12 protein-coding genes are annotated in these 17,097 nt (G+C 53.1%); 7 read left to right on the plus strand and 5 right to left on the minus strand.

What is annotated here, in order from left to right; translation table 11 throughout:
* Positions 1–4: 4 nt before the first annotated feature.
* Positions 5–1,222 carry a multidrug effflux MFS transporter gene (locus tag LZ012_RS02480; RefSeq protein WP_275707215.1) on the minus strand — a complete coding sequence of 406 codons (1,218 nt, stop codon included), beginning with the start codon at positions 1,220–1,222 and terminating at the stop codon, positions 5–7.
* Entirely contained in the window at positions 1,215–2,078 is an 864-nt protein-coding gene (locus LZ012_RS02485; protein ID WP_338033133.1) for an ATP-binding protein, read from the minus strand. The genes LZ012_RS02480 and LZ012_RS02485 overlap by 8 nt, the downstream gene beginning before the upstream one ends.
* Positions 2,079–2,378: 300 nt before the next feature.
* Between LZ012_RS02485 and LZ012_RS19765 the strand changes: the two genes are divergently transcribed.
* Positions 2,379–2,666, plus strand: a complete 288-nt coding sequence (locus tag LZ012_RS19765; RefSeq protein ID WP_420839459.1) for a YHYH domain-containing protein — start codon at positions 2,379–2,381, stop codon at positions 2,664–2,666.
* Positions 2,667–2,704: 38 nt separating this feature from the next.
* On the opposite strand, the gene LZ012_RS02490 is transcribed toward LZ012_RS19765, so the two are convergent.
* Both LZ012_RS02490 and LZ012_RS02495 read right to left on the minus strand, forming a co-directional pair.
* Positions 2,705–3,463: a hypothetical protein gene (locus LZ012_RS02490; protein WP_275707217.1), complete on the minus strand. Its 759-nt coding sequence runs from the start codon at positions 3,461–3,463 to the stop codon at positions 2,705–2,707.
* Between the two features lie 72 nt (positions 3,464–3,535).
* Entirely contained in the window at positions 3,536–4,288 is a 753-nt protein-coding gene (locus tag LZ012_RS02495) for a metallophosphoesterase (protein WP_275707219.1), read from the minus strand.
* A 357-nt stretch (positions 4,289–4,645) separates the two neighbouring features.
* On the opposite strand from LZ012_RS02495, the gene LZ012_RS02500 reads away from it, so the two are divergent.
* The 3 genes from LZ012_RS02500 (at position 4,646) to LZ012_RS02510 (ending at position 10,041) form a co-directional block, all read left to right on the plus strand.
* Positions 4,646–8,716, plus strand: a complete 4,071-nt coding sequence (locus LZ012_RS02500; RefSeq protein ID WP_275707221.1) for a hypothetical protein — start codon at positions 4,646–4,648, stop codon at positions 8,714–8,716.
* Positions 8,717–9,009: 293 nt separating this feature from the next.
* The gene (locus LZ012_RS02505; protein ID WP_275707223.1) at positions 9,010–9,366 is read left to right on the plus strand and encodes a hypothetical protein; all 357 of its coding nucleotides are present in this window, start codon (positions 9,010–9,012) and stop codon (positions 9,364–9,366) included.
* Positions 9,367–9,378: 12 nt separating this feature from the next.
* Entirely contained in the window at positions 9,379–10,041 is a 663-nt protein-coding gene (locus tag LZ012_RS02510) for a competence protein CoiA (RefSeq protein WP_275707225.1), read from the plus strand.
* Positions 10,042–10,385: 344 nt separating this feature from the next.
* On the opposite strand, the gene LZ012_RS02515 is transcribed toward LZ012_RS02510, so the two are convergent.
* The gene (locus LZ012_RS02515; protein ID WP_275707227.1) at positions 10,386–13,103 is read right to left on the minus strand and encodes an Hsp70 family protein; all 2,718 of its coding nucleotides are present in this window, start codon (positions 13,101–13,103) and stop codon (positions 10,386–10,388) included.
* A 519-nt stretch (positions 13,104–13,622) separates the two neighbouring features.
* Between LZ012_RS02515 and LZ012_RS02520 the strand changes: the two genes are divergently transcribed.
* Genes LZ012_RS02520 through LZ012_RS02530 form a run of 3 tightly spaced genes read left to right on the plus strand, consistent with a single transcriptional unit; the run spans position 13,623 to position 17,096 of the window.
* Positions 13,623–14,276, plus strand: coding sequence for a TnsA endonuclease N-terminal domain-containing protein (locus LZ012_RS02520; RefSeq protein WP_275707229.1), 654 nt, complete (start codon positions 13,623–13,625; stop codon positions 14,274–14,276).
* Positions 14,273–16,186: a Mu transposase C-terminal domain-containing protein gene (locus LZ012_RS02525; protein ID WP_275707230.1), complete on the plus strand. Its 1,914-nt coding sequence runs from the start codon at positions 14,273–14,275 to the stop codon at positions 16,184–16,186. The genes LZ012_RS02520 and LZ012_RS02525 overlap by 4 nt, the downstream gene beginning before the upstream one ends.
* Complete coding sequence (locus LZ012_RS02530; protein ID WP_275707232.1) at positions 16,179–17,096, plus strand: TniB family NTP-binding protein; 918 nt, start codon at positions 16,179–16,181, stop codon at positions 17,094–17,096. Before LZ012_RS02525 ends, LZ012_RS02530 begins: the two co-directional genes overlap by 8 nt.
* The last annotated feature ends 1 nt before the right edge of the window (position 17,097 follow it).

Consider the following 17,097-nt stretch of genomic DNA (forward strand, 5'->3'; position numbering starts at 1 on the left):
CAGTTTACGCCTTCGCTGGCTTGCTTTCACCCTGTCGCAGGCACTGGTGGAGCAGGGCGGCCATGCCGCCGCCGAACAGCAGCCCGGCCATGCCCAACGACAGGGTCAGCGTCGAACCCCACAGCGCCGGCGCGATCAGTGCCGCAGTCAGCCCGTTGAATCCGGACTGGAAGAAAGTCTGGCAGGAAGCGGCCAGGCCGCGCTGGGCCGGGAAGGGGTCGAGGGCGAAAATGCTCAGGCAGGGCGTGGCCAGGGACATGCCGAAGGTGTAGATGAAGATTGGCACGACGTTCCAGGGCAGACCCGGCGGCAGGGTCAGATTGATGACCAGGTTGATGGCGGCAGCGCTGCCCATGATCACGTAGCCGAGGGCGATGCAGCGTGGCAGCGACAGTTTGCCGGATAGCCGGGTGGATAGCCATGAACCGCTGAGCAGCCCGCACATCGATGGCCCGAACAGCCACAGGAAGCCGGTTTCCGATACGCCGAGATGGCCCATCAGGAAAACCGGGGCGGACAGGACATACAGGAAAAAACCGCCGAAATTGAGAGCCAAGGCGGCGCAGGCGGTCAGGAAGTGCGGCGAGGTCACCACTTTCCAGTAGGTGGTGGCGAGGTAGGCCGGGCGCAGAGACTGGCGTTTTTCTGGGGGCAGGGTTTCCGGCAGCAGTTTCCAGCAGGCCAGCCACAAGGACCCGGTCGACAGCACGAGGAAGGCGAATACCGAGCGCCAGCCAAAATATGCCTGCAGCCAGCCGCCGATGAGCGGAGCAATCGCCGGGGCGAAGGCGAACATCATGGTGATCTGCGACATCAGCCGCTGGGCGGCTGAACCGTCGAACATGTCGCGGACGATGGCCCGGCTGACGACCATCCCGGCACCGGCCGTAATGCCTTGCATGGCGCGCCAGAACCACAGGTGCTCGATGCGGGTGGCCAGCATGCAGCCAGCCGAGGCGAAGGCAAACAGGCTGATGGCGACGAGTATGACCCGGCGCCGGCCGAAACGGTCGGAAATCGCGCCATGCCACAGGGTCATCGCGGCAAAGGAGAACAGGTAGGCCGAAAGGGTCTGCTGCACTTCCAGCGGCGTAGCGTGCAGGTTTTCGGCAATTTCCCGAAACGACGGCAGGTAGGTGTCGATGGAAAACGGTCCGAGCGCCGACAGGGCGGCGAGCAGGACGGCGATGCCGCGGGAAGTGCGCTGTGGCGTTTCAGCCACGGGGGAAGCGCCGGTACTGGATGGCTTCGGCGACGTGGGCGGCGCGGATGTCGTCGCTGCCAGCGAGATCGGCGATGGTGCGGGCGACCTTGAGGATGCGGTGCCAGGCGCGGGCCGACAGGTCGAGCTGGGCGGTGGCCTGCTTGAGCAGCTTGCTGCCTGCCTCGTCCGGCTGGCAGCAGGCGTCGACTTCCTTTGTGTCGAGGCGGGCATTGGGCTTGTCCTGCCGCGATTTTTGGCGGGCCTGGGCCGCTTCGACGCGGGCGCGGACGGTCGCCGACGATTCGCCCTCGGCCTTGCCGGCCAGCGCATCGGCCGGCAGGGCGGGGACCTCGATGATCAGGTCGATGCGGTCGACGAAGGGGCCGGAGAGCTTGCCGCGATAACGGGCGATCTGGTCCGGTGTGCACCGGCATTTATTATTGCCGTGGCCCAAAAAACCACAGGGGCACGGATTCATCGCCGCGACGAGCTGGAATTGAGCCGGGAATTCGGCGTGGCGGGCGGCGCGGGCGATGTGCACGCGGCCCGATTCGAGCGGTTCGCGCAGGGTTTCCAGAACTTTTCGATCAAACTCCGGCAATTCATCCAAGAATAAGATGCCCTGATGCGCAAGGCTGATCTCGCCGGGACGCGGCGGATTGCCGCCTGTAAGTTCCAACGCTAAATGCGAAAACCGGCTCCGGCCATAGCGCTTTTCGCGAACATATTGTCTGACCGAGTGCCTTGAGGCAGGGAGCATAAAGGAGTGACTGAATAAATCCACTTCGTGAGCATAGCAGCTAGATGTTGCCATATGGCGCTGAAATTGAAGAGACAGACATCTCGACAGCGCCGTCGCATACATATTGCGCATAGCATAATGGCTGGATCAGTCGCCTCTTCAACAACGGCAATTGCCGTATTGGAATCGGTCTTCTACGAAGCACCCATCTGATGCGTTTGCCTTTCAGTATGAAGCCTCAGATTGCAATCTTTCTTTGGCAAGTGACGAAGGAAGGTAGAGGGCACGTAGACTCCTCAGTTATCCCTACGTGCCGCCACGGGCCTTTCTCCCGCACGAAGAAATCGTTCCTCCTCACTGACAGTGCAGGCGTATTATTAAAACAAAATACACCGTTTGCATGCACTTGTAGGGGGAGAAATGATAAGAAAAATGAAGGCAGCCGTTGTTCCGGCCCTGCTCAGTTTGTGGATAGGTAACGTGCATTCACATGGAGGAGGACTTGATGCCAACGGATGCCACTTTAAACGCGCAACTGCCGAGTATCACTGCCATCGTGGTAGCTATGTTCCGTCGGCGCCAAACCCAGCATGGCAGGCTCCACAGCGCCAGGCACAACCGAATCGACTCTATACGCCAGCGGTTGACGAGACATGCTATACCGGGCCCCGCGGCGGTAGGTATCGCATAGTAAATGGCCGGAAGCGCTATGGCTGCTGATTCCGGACTGGTCAAAGATGTTACTTCTGATATTTGCCCTATTTGGACCGGCTGTCCGCGATAAGCTCTGTGCCTTCCCGCACAAGAGTCCTTGCGCGCTGCAAATCAACGTCAAAGAGCGCGATGTGCGATGCGGAACTATCGATCACGAATCCGTGAGCAATTAGTTTTCCGTCTTTCCTGATTTCAAGACAACGATTACCTTGAGTGACATGCTCACATCCGGCAGTGATTTTTTTATATTGGCTATCCGCTAGGGACCTGCCGAAGCTATCTCCAATGCTGACCGGTAAGGTTGTCACAACCAGTACAAACAATAGACCTATGGGGAAAAGTGCCAGCGTTAACGTAGATCCCAAAACACTACCGAGCAGATCTGGAACCCAGTTCGGCAATCGTTGAAAAATCTGTTTTGCTTTCTCTCGCGTATCAGATTTGTCCTGTCGAAATATCAGGAATGCGTAGGCGGTAAGGGAGAGCCAAACAACCAAAATTGCCCATACATGCCCTCCTATTAGAGACAACGCATGGTTGGAGCCATCCATAATTGCTAGGTAGCCCATAAACAATACTTCGTCGATATCTTTATGGAACGGCCCCGATTCGAGGCCCCAGGCTGACATATAGCTTAGGTAGCTGATATAGCCAATCAGATGCAGCAGTACACCTCCTATGCTACCCAGCGTTGCAATGAGCTTTGCGAATGAGAACCACAAGGTTGTGGTTGCTGGTTGCTTATCTGGATTTGGTTTGGCTACTGTCGGATTAGCGGAGGTAGGCAAGTCGTCAGGTTTCATAGCAAGTTAGGGTTGTTGCAGACGCTATCTCTCTTACCGGATGTGGGCTCTTCGTAGAGGCGACGAAGACAATCATAATTCGATGACTAGGTCATTCCGAAACCCGACGCGGGCTTGCTCACTCGGGTAGCCAAGTTGATTCGAGATGACGCGGCAGCCACCTTCTGCCATGAAATCATTATTCGTATGCGTATGGCCATGACACCAAACATCGATCCGGTGTTTTTCCATTAGGGGTGAAAGATCGGTGACGAAATACGGCGACATGTCGCTGCCCTCGTACTGTGGCGCAACACATCCTCGATGCGGCGCAAAATGTGTGACCACCACTGTTTTGCCACTGAATGGCTTGGCGAGTTCAGCATCCAGCCAGCGAACCGCAGTCCGGTGCAGTTTGAGTGTGTCGCGTGGCTCCAAGGTTTTGCCACCTCTGGCGTGGATCATCCAGTAATCGTTGATGCCCCGCTTGGCGACGGCCATATAGGCATGCGCCTTGTCGGCACCATTTAGGTCGAATCCGCTCCAGAGCGTACAGCCGAGAAAACGCACCCCGTTCCGTTCGAAAGTACCCCTTTCCAGAAAATACGTACCCGATTCTTCCCATGCCGGCTTCCGCAATTCAGCCAACATGCCAAGGTGAGCTTCGTAGTATTCGTGGTTGCCGGCCACGTAAATGACCGGTTGCTGAAACGTTGCTGCTGCCCAAGCGAGTCCTCGGGTGTGGCTTCCAATATCGCCGGCCAGAATCACCAGGTCGACATCAAGCACCGGCGGTTCCCATGCCTTGATTTCAAGATGTAGATCGGAGTAGAGCGTGAATCTCAAATTGCCAACCTTACATTCTGTTCTGTGCCACCACTCGCCTGGAATTCAGTCCGGCCACTTTGCTTTTGCGTCGATTTTAATCAATGAACATGTCACTCGAGCAATTTTGTGACGAAAATAAAAATGCTATGAATTTAGTATTAGATTGATTAAAAATAATATTTTGTTGTGATTTCTTGAGGTTTCATTTGCTGATCCCTACTGCTATGAATCTTAATACCAATAGCGGCAAAGCCCAGAATTCCGCCATATTCGCAGCGGCAGTCACCGCTTCGGCCATTGCAGCCGTTAAAGAGAAATAGTACCTACGTCAGCAATATGGCATGTTGCCGACTGCGGCTATGACATAAACTTCGCATGATGAATCCGCTTCCTCATTTCACTGCCGGTGAGTCACTTTCAGCTATTGACGGGGATCCCAGTAGACAAGCAGTGGCCTCACTGCGCGGCTACGCGTATCAGCTATACGCGAGTTCCATAGCTTGGGTTGCATTGCAGTCAGGAGAGGAATTGTTGCTAGAGGTGGCAGAAGACTATGCAACACTTGTAGGAAATGTATTGAATGGGGTACAGGTCAAGGATACAGCTAGGTCAAGCAGCCTCACGATAAACAATGAGGATGTCCAAGTGGCGCTTGACGGGTTTGTCGATCTTGTAGAACGCAACCCAACGCGAGAGGTTCACCTCCGCTACCTAACGACTTCAGAGATCGGGGTTGAGCGCGAAAAGGCCGACCGAGCGGCTGGAGAAGGTGTGCTTACCTATTGGCGTAAAGCGGCTGCAATGGCTGATGTATTGCCGCTGCGCAGTGCATTAATGGCATCCTCGATATCGGCGCGGGTTAAGAGGTTTATCTCTTCGCGCACGGACGAGCAACTGCGGAACGACCTGCTTCGCCGAATCCATTGGGATACAGGATCCCAGCCCCTAGAGGATTTAGAACGTGAACTCGCTGCATCGCTGGTTGAGTTTGCCTCGGATCGGCTCCGAGTTTCGCCACGGGACTGCGATGCTCTGCCCGGCGTTGTCGTCACACACATACTACAGGCTATTGTCAAAACAGGTTCTGGTCGTCACCTCAGGCAGACTGATCTGCTGAGGCTATGCGAAACTGCGACCAAGATGACTCTGGCCAAGAGTTCTATTGAGAGCCTACTAGCGCAACTATCTACCTCCAGCGGGGGCGGTCACATCTCTATTGGGGGGCGCTCTATCCTCGAAGTCGAGACATCCTACCCGACACTTAAAAATGTCTTGTCCAGACCGAATGTCACCGACCCAATAAATGCTGTTCTGAAATCTACAGGCGCGGTTTTCGTCGTAGGTGGAAGTGGTCTTGGCAAGACGACTAACGCACGTAACGTCGCGCGAATGCTTGGGGGGACGTGGCTCGTGCTACCGCTGGCAGATCGCTCGGCCCAAGAAACGGAGCATATTCTAGCCACCGCTTTGGCACAGGGCCTTCAACGTGAATTTTCCGGGCTGATCGTTGACGACATCAACGAGATCGAAGACTCAACCGTCTGCCGGCGATTCAGCCAATTGCTAACTGCAATTCGAAGACGCGATGCGGTTTGCATTGCAACGGCTTATCGAGAACCGACAACACGATCACTCGACACATGCGGGCTTTCAATGGAGCATGTTGTTCGAGTCCCCAACCTTGACCAAGATGAGGTCGCTCAACTGGTTTCCATCGCTGGCGGTGATGTTGGTAGGTCGGCCCGCCTAGTGTTCTTACTTAGCAGTATGGGTCATCCACAACTCGCGAAAGCAGTCATCGCGAGCGCCCGGCGGTCAGGTTGGTCCTCGCTGGAAGGAGAGACGATTTCGATTAAGGAAGTCCAAGCGGATGTTGATTCGGAACGACGACGGCTCCGCACGACACTAGTCGCAAGGCTGGACGAGAACCGTCGCCGGCTTCTCCTTCGAACCAGCTTGTTACATGGGCGATTTCCACGCGAGCTCGGATGTGCAGTTGGTAACGTGGAGCCGGGACTCCCGCTACCGGGAGAGTTGCTCAACTCGCTGATTGGACCTTGGATCGATGAAGTTGGTGGCGGACGCCTACGCGTATCACCCCTGGTGGGTGGCGCGGGTGCAGAAGACCTGTCGGCGAACGAACAACGAGCTACACACGCAGAAGTTGCCAGATGGCTAAGCCCTACCGGCAAAACTTTGGATGCCGCAGATGTCAATACGCTCTTCTTCCATTCCACGATGGGGGAAGTGGAAGAGCCTTTGACAAAAATCGCGCTGGCGGTCTTCGGTGGCGACGCCGAATTGAATGCTATTGCAGCAGTGCTTCCGTTGCTGCTCTACGCTGAGACAGATCGTCTGATCTTTGCCAAGAATCCCCATCTGTCCAAGATGCTGAGATTGGCTCAGCTCCTATTGGCCTCCGAGGCCAAAATGCCCGATTTTGCGCTCTCTGTTTGGTCCGCGCTTACCCGTGAGATTGACACCGGGGAGCAGACTCGGGTCGATCGAGGGTTTGAGATGCTGGCGTTGTCGAAGGCACTCATCTCGCAAACTCTCGCGTCAGTTTTGCCTCGACCGGCACGTCTGCTGCAGAGGCTTCTCGATGTCTCCCAGTCAGATCCCATGTTCCCGTCGCTGATACAGCACCTTGACGGTGTACAAGGAGACGTCGATGGTTGGGCTGCTCCCGCCATCAGCTTCCTGTTTACGAACGTTGCCATGTCTATCGGTAGTGTCGAACGTCAGAGGCAATTGTTCGATGATCTGGACGGACTCGACCCACTCTACCGCGAGACGTTCTTGCCAGTGGCCAACCTAGAACAGGGATGGATTCAGACAACGGTCAATGCAGCATGGTTGGCAGAGACAAAGGCCGGAACGCTTAAGGCGGAGGATGCCGCCGCAAACTTCGAGGTATTGGAAGCATGCTGCATTCGTTGGCATCGGATCGACATCGCTGTACATTTTCGAGTTGCGCGTGCGGTAATGCTGGATGAATATGCAAATTCTCCCGAGCAAGCTGAGCATGTTTTGGCCGATGCTGAGCATACGTTTGGTGCGAATTCAGTAATCGCGCGAGCAAAAGTCCGCCTACGCTTTAGGCACAAGCGATACCAAGACGTCTTGTTTGAACTAGAGCGCGGTCCCGAGGCTGTGCTCAATGCCGACCCCTTGGAGCGAACATTCTTGTTTCGTGAGGTTGGCATCAGTGCAGCCGGGACAGGCGACTGGCCTAGTGCCGCCGGCTGGTTTGCGCGGGCTTACGAGTCACTCCTAACTGGCCCTGCGAGTAGTCTCACCCATATGCGAATAGGGCTTCGAGCTGATGCCGCCTTGGCAGCATTTAAGGGGGGGGATCGTCAAAGCTGCATCGCCGAGTACGCAGAGGCGCTCATGGAGCTATCTACGCTTGATTCGGACGACAGCCTGAATGCCGCGTACTGCAAGCGAGTAGTACGCCATGGGCTCCTTTGGCTATATGGGGAGGCCATGGGCTATCCCAAGGGGATCGAGATTGATAACCAGCCCCCTTACATGGTGGCTGGCATGTGCAGCAACCTCCAGCCATCGGAGGCGATCCGCGAGCAACAGCTTGCTCACATTGACACTGCCTGGTACCTGCTAGCCGTTGTAGAGGCACGTTATCTGGGAAATGCGGTGGCAGCGACAAACTTGCAGGCTCGACTTTGCGGGCGCGAAGTGCCGGCCCTATCACTGACATGCACATCATCGTTTTTGGAGTGCGCAGTGCGACGACGTTCTTCACTGGAATTCGTTCAAGCGCTGCGTCCATGGATGAACAATCTTGCTTATGTGACCGCCAACTTCGATTCACTCAAACAGTGGAATCTCTCTGCACCTGAATATGCGACGGTTCGCGATGCGCCCGAGTCTGCACTGGAACAAGATCAGATTCAGAGTCGACTCAGTCAGGCAGTCCTTGCACTGGGTGTGCTCTGTGCAATCGCAAAGGACACCGATCCTTTGCTGGAACTTGCCAATTCTCTGCGCACTGAACCCGGTTGTAAATCTGCTGCTGATTTGTTCGGCAGGATGTTGTCAGTTCCAGATGGCAAAGATGAATCCACGCAGGACTATGTGGCATCGGCTATTCGTTTGGCCATTGAGAGGCCTGAGTTGAGCCCCAATGAGATCTATACGACTACTCTTCGATTCTTGCAGGCGTGTGATGGCAATTCGTTCAAGGGCGCGTTCGAATCAGCGTTCGTATCGTGGGCAAAGCACCAATGGTTTCGACTAGCGAACCAGAGGTTCGCACTCAAATCACCGGCTGTCGTTGTGCCGGCTATTGAGGTCGCGCTTCGATATGAAGGCCTGCGTGCTGTTGCAATGCTATTGCGCACGACCACGATAGGGTTTGATGTGCGGTTGAACGAGTCGTGGTTCCCTTGGCTGAAAACATTTGAAGATAAATCAAAGGCTTAGAAATGGTCGGTACTGCTCCATTGCTGACCAAATTGACCTACCATTCCGAATGGCCGCTCAGGCCGAGTTGCTGCCGGTTGTCGCTGAAATGGGGCCGAAACACGGGTGGAGCTACCGTATGGGTGATTGGCGGTTTAGATCCGCAGTGCTTGGGGGCGCTGTCATTCAGATACAGGGTGGTGATTTAGCGTCACAGGAGCTCGATAGTTGGTTACTACTCCCTAATTCATCAACTGGTACGATATAAATAAGGCCTATTAGCGCTCCCACCCAAGCTCAACCACATAGCGATCATGAATCATCGACTACTATTCCTCGGTCTCATGTTTTTCTCCACCGTTGCGGCTGCATCTTCGATACAGGAATATGAGCTACTCGAAAAGAAGGCTATGGCCGGTGACTATCAAGCACAGCGTAATGTCGCTTATTGGCTTACTGGTGGCTACAACAATGCGCCACCGTTGAATCCTATTCTTGGTTGTGCCTGGCGCCTCGTGATCCTTAAGTCTGGTTCTCCCAGTGTGGATTCCAGCGACATCAGCAATAAACAGCTTTATTGCGATAAGCGTCTTGATGCAGATTCCAGCCAAGCCGCGGAAATCCAGGCGGCGACATTACTCAAGCAGATAAAAAAAACGGCTAAGAGATAACTGGGAGCAGATATGCGGTTTGCTCTTTTGGACGGAAGACGGATTGAAGCCACACCCAAGTTAAGAGCTTCTTGTCCTGGCTGTGGTGCCGAGGTTGTTTCCAAGTGCGGGAAACACATTACTTGGCATTGGGCGCATTTGTCGCGAACCCATTGCGATCCGTGGTGGGAGACCGAAACGGAGTGGCATCGCGCATGGAAAAATCGCTTTCCTCAAGAGTGGCAAGAGATTCCGGCACAAGATGATGGCTTAGGCGAGCTACACATAGCAGACGTGAAAACTCCGTTAGGGCTGGTGATTGAATTCCAGCGTTCAACCATTCACCCCAATGAAGTCAGGGCGAGAGAAGCCTTCTACAAGACGATGATATGGGTTGTCGATGGCTGCAAAAACGATGCGGACAGGTTCAATTTCTCGAACATGCGCGGACGACAAAACCAGGACGGTATCGCAGCTTTTCATTGGTTCGGGAAAAGCACGCTCTTCAAGCGATGGCATACTACCAAACCGGTATTCATCGATTTTGGTCAAGAACATGGTTTCTGGCGTATCTTACGTTTTGACCCGAAAACCAAGCAGGGGCTTGCCGGATGTGTTGATATCAACGGCTTTGTTCAGTTAGCGAGTTCTGGGACGACTGATTTCAGCGTAGTCGGTGGTCCGGCATCCGTTTAGTGCCAAATATCAAGCATAGGTAATTAGCGCTCCAAGACTGCGCGGGGGGCGATCGAAATGGCCGACGAGCTTCCTGCGAAATGTCAACCGGCCGTTGTGGACCTTGAGTCAATGACCAGATACCGGTGGCAATGCGCTGGTTAGCCAAACTTTCCTGGTTCTAAAAATGCTCTCTGTGCGCGCTGAGTCGTCTTGATACTTGAAAAGAGTAGCTGCTTGAATAATTGACGTCATCAGGACATGCCGGGGTTGTGCCTAACGTCGTACCTCAGACGCTCGGCGTAACTGAATCGCGCACCTGATTAATTCAGTCTCCCCGTGAGAGAGCATGCTTGAACTATGCTTTAGTCCATCATTGATGTAAGCGCAACGCCATCAACATAAGCCAAGTTCAAATCGCTCTGCCTCATCCTATTCAACTCCTCGATTACTGGACCAAATCCCTCTTCCTCAAGTACAAGGCTGCCATTAGAGCCAACTGGCTTGTAGGTGTATCTGGATTTCTCAGGCAAGTCGTAAAAGTACAGTTCCGAGGTGCAGAGGGAATCGCCATTTAGTGGGCGATACCAAAACATGAAGGGGCTTAGGGACAAGACACGACCAGATTCCCGATCGACCAGCACAGCCAATTCATCGGAAAACGAAGAAGTACCCTCATATTCATAAACCATTAAGAAAGGATTATGTCCGCCTATGGCATGCCGGAACACGCCCTTGTACTCCGTACGGAAAGGTTTTTTCTGAACATCTTGAAAGTATCCAAACAAGTATTGTGAGAAAAAATGGGCGAAAACATTCCCTAGAAGCCGCACGTAGCGATTGTAGTCCGGTGTTGTTGAGGCTTTCCCGTGTTTCACAGCACCAATGACTGTCACCATGGTATCTAGTTCGTCATAAAGCGGTTGCTCAAATAGCTTTTTCAACGGAGCTGAAAAATCAGCCTTCTCACCCAGTTGCTCGAGGCACTTTCGGAGGAGGGCCCATAACGGCCCGGCAGACCGCTGAGTAAACTCCTTAAAGAGCTTCGTTTCCTTTCGCCCCTTTATCGCACAATGCTCCGCATAGGCTATATAGGCGCCAAAAGCCAAGAACCCTTCGATGACTTCGATTGCTCTTAAAGCATCTGTTCCCGCAGAAATATATCGAACTAGAGGTGCTGCAATCGGATACGGTAGGGAGATAGCTAGGTCACTGATATTCTGCCAAGCTGGACTACGGGATCTCTCCGCATAAACCGTGATCGAGGATTGATCCACATATGAGATTGAAGAGTTCGATGTCCCGAAGTCAATACCTACGTAGGCCTCCGCTGTGCCGTTTGCTCCGCCGAAGGTCATGTCCATATAGAAAGGCCGGCCATCTACTGATATTTCCGGTATACCAGGGCCTGCTGAACGATAGATAAATCTAGGATCTGTCGTCCCGTCCTCCTTGACATTTAATTCTATGGTGAGTTGCTTGTCGAAGCTCGTAGAGGAAGGGCGGTGAACGGCGTGGTCGACAATGTTATGCACATTTTGAATGTCTTCAGGGTCAAATGAAGAGGCCATGAAGAAATAGTCAAGTTTCTGCTTTGGCGGGTGAGACAGCTTAGCTTTCCAAGCAATTGGCTTGTCAATATAAGTTTCCAATAGGCTTGCAGAAGGAAGTAACACTCCGTCCGAGCCGCCTTCTGGAAGTCCGAGAGTAACGGGCCGGAACCTGGGCACCTCGACTCCCCGCTCATCGGGATTCAGCGCAAGGCACAACCTATTGTAAGTTACAGCCCTGAAATCGCCGTCGCCTTTGCTAAATGTCTTTCGTGCACACTCAATAGCGAGCCCCTTAGCAACAATTTCCTGGAAATTCTCCTGAAGCTCCAGTAGATCTGCCCCATCCAAGTCCCGATGATTGGCCTCTCTAAGTAGACCATGTAGCCAGCGGATATTGGACGAACCTCCGGAAAGTAGGATAACGGAAATCTGTTGTGCTTCTAATTCACCCTTGGACCTTTCCAGTGCATTGGAAATAGCTGGGTGAAGGTGTTTCCTCCACAACCTATCGATAAATAACTTCCGTAATTCGATTGCATCCAGCCGGACCGGCAAGTAGGTTGTTTTCTCGCTCAAAGGGGAAGCAGGAACCCTGACTGAATAACCTACGGACCTGCTGGGCTGCCCGTCAAGGGTCCAGTCCGAGATATTTGAGCAGATTGTTACCTTGGCCCTCTCGACCTCGAATAGAAGTGACTCAAAATGCCTAAAGAAATTTTGGTAGTCCTGTCTGAAATCCCGTTCCTGAGCACGCGAGTCCCGACGAAGTTCATCGTACTTTCTTATTGCCTCATAAATTGCCGACGGAGCCTTTTTTCCTCCTCCTTCATAGGGTTTGAATAGTAAATATTCGGCGATCATGCGATTGAAAAAGAATCCCCCTACGGCAATGGACGATGCGGCTAGGGGACGCGAGTTCCGTCCTGAGTTGCTGATGTCACCTTGAGCGGTCGTTTCTATCACTGAGACGTCGAACGTCCCCCCACCAAAATCTAGGATTAAAGCAACGTGCTTCTTTTTCTGGGCTATGAGCGGATGCTTAGATCCATAGCGGTAGTATTGGAATACCGCAAATGGCTCCGGTAAGAAGTCAACGTCAGTAAAGCTTGAGGAAAGAATTCGGCGGATGTGATTCCGGTAATTTGCAAGCCAATCATTCTTCTCGTGAATGGCTACAGGCTCCGCCACTATCACCCTCGAAGCCTTGGTTAATCCACGAAAACCCATCCAACGCTCAGCCTCTTTGACCAAGGATTTTAGGTAGTCGCTAGATATTTGGTGGATTGAGCGATACTGTCCATCCGCACATTCAACAAGCTTTGGATTCTGCAAGCCCGGCTCCTGCTCGCCAAGCTTAATCTTAAAATTGTTGCAAATCCGTCCTGGCTCATCTGACATGGTGTAAGCGTCGAAACCGACCGAGCACTCTGTTTTGGAATAACCAACGGCCGTCGGGATGCAGGAATAGCCCCCGAAGTCCACCATTTCGATAGCGCTGACGAAGATGTCGCGTTTCTTTCCCGTTACCAAAGCCTATCCCTTGCTAGTTTTTATGTGGCTGTAATCTGGAGGAGCGTCACGGCTTACTATCCGTCTAGGCTTTGCTCTTGCTCCGTCACTGCAAATAACATAACTGCGAGCACCACCAGAAAACCTCAAAGTATATGACCATTAAATCAACCCGCCTAGACTGCGGCGGGTTGGACCGTCAATGTTGGAACAATGCGGATTGATTCACCAGTGGCGTCTTGTTGCACGTCAAAGTGAAGAAATTGACGGGTGTGCTTACCGTCTAGCTCAAACGTTCCGCGGTGCGGACTTTCTTCATCCCGATATTTATGATTTTTGTCCGGTGCCGTCCAAGTCCGCTGACGAAAGCAGCCATTTATGACCGGAGTCGCCTGAGTGGTAGGTAGGTAAATAGCGCGTCTGTCTATCGAACTGTTTTAAGACTGTTTTCCTGGTGATATATCGCTTGTTGCGAGAATCCTTTTTTCTACCTATGCTAATTGCAAAATCTAGGCGCAGTTGCGCCAAAGGGAAAAGGCAATGGCGGTCCGCAAGATCGGTATCAACTGCCGTAGCATCACTGGTAGGCATGGCCATTCTGGTCAACCGTTCGAATCTGCGCTTGAACGTGATTTCCTTGACCTGATTGCCTTCGACCTGAACGTCGAGCGCCACGAAACTCAGCCCGTCAATGTTTACTACCCTGGCTGCAGAGGAGAAATGGTGCCTTACCGGCCAGACGTGCTCGTCATCTATCGGCGAGACGTGCTTCCCGCCAGGGACATGCCCCATCTATTGGCGGAGATCAAATATCGTGATGAGTATCGAGGTCGATTCCACGAACTGAGGGAACGTTTCTGTGCCGCTCGGCGCTTTGCCAAGGAACGCGGTTGGCAATTCCGAGTATTTACCGAGCGCGAAATCCGAACGCCTTATCTGGGAAACGCTCGATTTCTCAGGCCATACCGCGAAGTCGATAGTACTGTCGCTCACGAGGCTATGATCTTGGATCGCCTGAAGCTTTTGGGTCAGACGACTCCAGCAAATCTGATGGCGTTGCATTTGGACAATGCGTTGGAACGGGCAAAGCTATTGCCAGTGCTGTGGAAGTTAATTGCAAATTTCCGTGTCGGCGCAGATCTAATGCAGAAGTTCGACATGTGTAGCCCAATTTGGCCGTTGCCAAATCCATGAGTGCCACTGAGATAAATTTTGTACCCGGCTCAATCGTCCGAAAAGGTACGCGTCGGCTGGTCGTGGTCGACTGCGAAGGGTTCGATGCAGTAATTGCCCGTGAGCTTGGAACCACAAAAGTTGTTCGTGTCCTAGTTAGGTATCTTTCCGCCGATTCGAATCCGAAATCTCAAGTATTCGTGCCACCAGATCTCGTGACGGTCGACGCGGCCGAGTGGGGGGCTGTTGTCGAGAGGTTCACCAAGCTAAAACCACTCATCGATGCTACTACCCGCCGTAACCTTTCCGACGTGAAGGCGGTGGCAGAATCTTTGCGCGTCACCCCCTGCACAATCTATCGCTGGATCGAGAAATACCAAAAGGCGGGAAGGCTTTCTGTTTTTCTTCGGAAGCCCCGCTCAGACTGTGGTGAAAAACGCCTGAGCGAGCCCCAAGAAGCGATTATCCAGAAAGCAATTGAGACCAAGTATCTGACTGCAGAGAAACCGGATGTCGAAACCGTCATTGAAGAGGTCAGGCTCCTCTGCAGCCTAAATCAGGTCAAGAAGCCCCACGACAACACAGTTCGGAATCGAATAAATGAGATATCTGAACGAACCAAGATCGCGAAGCGCCGGAGCAAAAAGATCGCTGCTGAAATCTTCGAGCCTATCCGCGGACATTTTCCGGGCGCTGACTACCCGCTTGCGGTTGTCCAGATCGACCACACACCCATGGACGTAATCGTCGTCGACGAACATGACCGCCTCCCAATCGACCGTCCATACCTGACTATCGTGATCGATGTGTTTAGCCGAATGATCATTGGTTTTGCGATTTACCTGGAAAAACCCAGTGCCTTCACGACCGGCCTAGCTATTTCGCATGCCGTGCTCCCCAAAGAGGAGTGGCTACGAGAGCTGGACGTGAATGTTGAATGGCCTTGCTGGGGCAAGATGCGCAAAATCCATTTGGACAACGCCAGGGAATTTCGCGGTACGGTAGTGGGACGGGCATGCGAGGAGTATGACATCACCGTCGAGCACCGGCCCAAGGGGCAGCCCAGGTACGGCGGTCACGTGGAGCGCGGGTTCCGCACATTCATGCGGAGAGCTCATCGGCTGAAAGGTACGACTTTCTCGAATGTGGCGGAGAAGCAGGAATACGATGCCGAAGGACGGGCGATCCTGACCCGCAAGGAGCTTGAGCGTTGGTTCACCATTTACATCGCCAAGTACTATCCCCATAAATTCCATCGGGGCATCAAGAACACGCCGATGGCCAAGTATTGGGAAGGGATTCATGGCTCCGAGAACCAAATTGGTATTGGGCTACCAGCACGTATGGCTGATCCTCATGCATTCATGCTTGAGTTCTTGCCTTTTGAGTCCAGGACGGTTCAGGAGTATGGAGTCGTCCTGAACTGGATCTATTACTACGACGATGCTTTGCGGCCATGGATAAAGTCCAAAGATCCTAACAACTCAAAAGAAGCACGCAAGTTTTTGGTTCGTTTCAATCCCCGAGATATGCGGGAAATCTATTTCTTGGACCCCGTCAGCAAGACCTTTATCACTATTCCCTATCGAGATCGTTCTCATCCGCCGGTGAGCCTGTGGGAGGTTCTGGCGGCTGAACGTAAATTGCGGGAAAAGGGCTACAAGAACGTCAACGAGGCACTACTTTTCGAGGCTCTCCTCGAGATGCGGGACATCGAGGAAGAGGCCGAACGCAAGACCAAGAAGGCACGGCGGGCAAAGGAGAAACGGGAACAGCAGCCTGTCATGCCGACCCGGATTCGAAAGTCTCCTCTGGCGTCTGCGTTAGCTCCGCCGAATTCTATGGCTGCTTTAGCGGAAACGCAGGAGGACGATGATAACGAAGTCGTTTCCCCTGCAGTAGGTATTGTCGAGGCCGATATTGATGAGTGATCAAAGCGCTACCATGGATCAGGTGGGCGCACACCTTGCTAAGATTGCACGCCAAATGCTTGAGCGATCAACCAAGGAGCGGGTGGACTTTGTAAAGCGAGACAGTTGGATTCCTTACCAAGCCGCAGAAGATATCCTGCATCAGTTGGAGGATCTTTTCACTCATCCGAAAGTCGCTCGGATGCCTTTCTTGGCGATCTGTTCCCGAACGAACAATGGGAAGAGCCGTATCCTTGATTATTTCTTGGAACAGCATAGGCCGGACGATAACCCGGCCGGCTGTGCTATTCACTTGCCGGTTCTCCGGATCCAATGTCCTGGCTTACCGGACGAGTCGCGGCTCTATGATGAGATTTTTAGGCGGGTATTTGTCAAGGTGCGCCCAAGCATGTCAGCCAAGGACAAGCAATCCATGGTCTTTGGAATCCTGTCCGATATCGACGTTGGAATGCTGATCATCGATGAGGTCAATTTTGCTGAATCAGGAACTATCGCTAAGCAGAAAACTTTCTTAAATGCTCTGCGCTCGTTGTCGATCGAACTGAAGATTCCAGTTGCCATGGCTGGTACCGAAGAAATGATGCGGGTGATTCGGACAGTGCCGGCCTTCGAGAATCGGGCCATCCCTGCGTATTTGCCGCTCTGGCAATGTGATCTTGCGTTCCGGGAATTGCTGGCATCTTTCGAGCGAATCATTCCTCTGAAGTATCCATCTGGACTCTCCAAAAAGAAGTTCGCCACACTGCTGCATTGCCGGTGTGAAGGGACCATCGGTGAGTTGAAACTCCTGCTCGGTAAGCTCACCAAGCTGGCAATCGATACTGGCCTAGAGCGTATAACTGATGAGATGGTGGACGTTTGTGGCTACAAATCGCCCTCGGTTCGCCTGAGGGAAAGGGCGCCTCTCTGAC

The sequence above is a fragment of the Dechloromonas hankyongensis genome (genome assembly GCF_022012295.1).
GTDB classification, from domain to species: Bacteria; Pseudomonadota; Gammaproteobacteria; order Burkholderiales; family Rhodocyclaceae; genus Azonexus; species Azonexus hankyongensis.

Coding starts and splice junctions, on each gene's coding strand:
- LZ012_RS02525 (WP_275707230.1), top strand. CDS start 14,273: ATGAGTGCCACTGAGATAAATTTTGTACCCGGCTCAATCGTCCGAAAA.
- LZ012_RS02505 (WP_275707223.1), top strand. CDS start 9,010: ATGAATCATCGACTACTATTCCTCGGTCTCATGTTTTTCTCCACCGTT.
- LZ012_RS02530 (WP_275707232.1), top strand. CDS start 16,179: ATGAGTGATCAAAGCGCTACCATGGATCAGGTGGGCGCACACCTTGCT.
- LZ012_RS02490 (WP_275707217.1), bottom strand. CDS start 3,463: ATGAAACCTGACGACTTGCCTACCTCCGCTAATCCGACAGTAGCCAAA.
- LZ012_RS02510 (WP_275707225.1), top strand. CDS start 9,379: ATGCGGTTTGCTCTTTTGGACGGAAGACGGATTGAAGCCACACCCAAG.
- LZ012_RS02520 (WP_275707229.1), top strand. CDS start 13,623: ATGGCGGTCCGCAAGATCGGTATCAACTGCCGTAGCATCACTGGTAGG.
- LZ012_RS02500 (WP_275707221.1), top strand. CDS start 4,646: ATGATGAATCCGCTTCCTCATTTCACTGCCGGTGAGTCACTTTCAGCT.
- LZ012_RS02485 (WP_338033133.1), bottom strand. CDS start 2,078: ATGCGCAATATGTATGCGACGGCGCTGTCGAGATGTCTGTCTCTTCAA.
- LZ012_RS19765 (WP_420839459.1), top strand. CDS start 2,379: ATGAAGGCAGCCGTTGTTCCGGCCCTGCTCAGTTTGTGGATAGGTAAC.